We start from the raw sequence: 2,172 nt of genomic DNA on the forward strand, positions 1-2,172 counted from the left end.
ACCGCGCAGCCCTGATCCCGGAAGGGCCGGACGATGATCTCGGACGTCTTCATCAAGCGGCCCCGACTGGCCATGATCGTCTCGATCGTGATCACCCTGGCGGGCGCCCTCTCGATCCTGGCCATCCCACGGGCCCAGTTCCCGGACATCGTGCCGCCCATGGTGTCGGTGACCGCCACCTATCCCGGCGCCTCGGCCGACGTGGTCGAGCAGACCGTGGCCCAGCCGATCGAGCAGCAGGTCACCGGTGTCGACAACATGCTCTACATGAAGTCGACCTCGGGCGCCGATGGCAGCTACACACTGAACGTCACCTTCGCGCTCGGCACCGACCCCGACATCAACACGGTCAACGTGCAGAACCGGGCGAATCTGGCGCTCTCGCAGCTGCCGCAGGAAGTCAGCCGCACCGGCCTCAGCATCAAGAAGAAGTCGTCCGCTCTCCTGCAGGTCGTGAACTTCTCCTCGCCAGACGGGCGCTACGACGCCCTGTTCCTGTCGAACTACGTCACCATCAACGTGCTGGACGCGGTCAAGCGCGTGCCGGGCGTGGGCGACGCGATGCTGTTCGGCCCGCTCAACTACGCCATGCGCGTCTGGCTCGACCCGCAGCGCCTCGCCAATTACGGCATGACGCCCGCCGACGTCGCCCAGGCGATCTCCTCGCAGAACGTCCAGGCGGCAGTCGGGCGGATCGGCGCCCAGCCGGTGGCCGCCGACCAGCAGCTCCAGCTCAACATCGTGACGCTCGGCCGGCTCAGCACGGTGGAGGAATTCGAGCGGCTGATCCTGCGCGCCCTGCCCGACGGCTCGGTGGTGCGGGTGCAGGACGTGGCGAGAGTCGAGCTCGGCGCGCAATCCGCCGACCGGCACTCGATCTACCAGGGCCAGCCGGCCGCCTCGATCGCCGTCTATCAGGCGCCCGGCAGCAATGCGGTCGCCACCGGCGATGCCGTGCGCGCGACCCTGGAACAGCTCGCCGGCCGCTTTCCTGAAGGCATGAGCCATTCAGTCGACTACGACACGACCCTGTTCGTGCGCGCCTCCATTGACGACGTGGTCAAGACCCTCATGGAGGCCTTCGTCCTGGTCGCCCTGGTGGTGTTCCTGTTCCTCGGCAACTGGCGCACCACCCTCATCCCGATCATCGCGGTGCCGGTGGCGCTGGTCGGCACCTTCGCGGTCCTGCTGGCGATCGGATACTCGGCCAACACCATCTCGCTCCTGGCCCTGGTGCTCGCGATCGGCATCGTGGTCGATGACGCGATCGTGGTGGTCGAGAATGTCGAGCGGGTGATGCACGAGGAGCCGCATCTGTCGGTGGCCGAGGCCACCAGCAAGGCGATGCGCGAAATTACCGGCCCCGTGATCGGCATCACCATGGTGCTCCTGTCCGTGTTCGTGCCGACCGCCTTCATCCCGGGCCTGGTGGGCGAGCTCTACCGGCAGTTCGCGGTGACGGTGTCGGTCGCCATGCTGCTCTCGGCGATCAACGCGCTGACCCTATCGCCGGCGTTGTGCGCGGTGCTGCTGCGTCAGGGGCATCGCCCGCCGCAGCGCGGCCCGCTCGCCTGGGTGCTGCGCGGCATCGACCGGGTGCGCGACGCCTATGGCGCGCTGGTCGCCCGGCTGGTGCGCCTGGCGGTGCTGGCGGTGCCGCTGCTGGCGGTCATCGGCTTCGGCATCTGGAGCGGCTTCATCGCCACGCCCAAGGGCTTCCTGCCCGCCGAGGACCAGGGCGCCTTCTTCGTGATCGTCACCCTGCCCGAGGGGGCCGCGGTCGGCCGGACCGAGGCGGTGGCCCGCGAGGCCGAGCAGATCATCCAGGAGAAGCCCGGCGTGCAGGCGGTCACCGGGATCATCGGCTTCGACTTCCTGAACAGCCTGGCCAAGTCTAACAGCGCCTTTTTGATCGGCACGATGAAGCCGTTCGAGGAACGCACCGCGCCCGAGGAGAGCGTGTTCGCCGTGCTGGGGGCACTGCGCGGCGAGCTGGCGGCGATCCCGGAGGCGCAGGTGGTACCTCTGAACGTGCCGCCGATCACTGGCCTCGGCTCCACCGGCGGCTTCGAATTCCAGCTCCAGGACCTGCAGGGCGGCAGCATGGCGACGCTCGCCCAGGTGATCCGCTCGGCGGTCGTAGAGGCCAACCAGCAGCCGGAGCTGGCCGGC

The 2,172-nt window shown here is 68.6% G+C and carries 1 protein-coding gene; it reads left to right on the plus strand.

Going from position 1 to position 2,172, the window contains the following annotated elements:
* Window positions 1–33 precede the first annotated feature (33 nt).
* Window positions 34–2,172 (plus strand): efflux RND transporter permease subunit (locus EQG76_RS04480; RefSeq protein ID WP_159710973.1); only part of this gene is annotated, 2,139 nt, incomplete at its 3' end.

Source organism: Geminicoccus flavidas (assembly GCF_009806515.1).
Lineage (GTDB): Bacteria > Pseudomonadota > Alphaproteobacteria > Geminicoccales > Geminicoccaceae > Geminicoccus > Geminicoccus flavidus.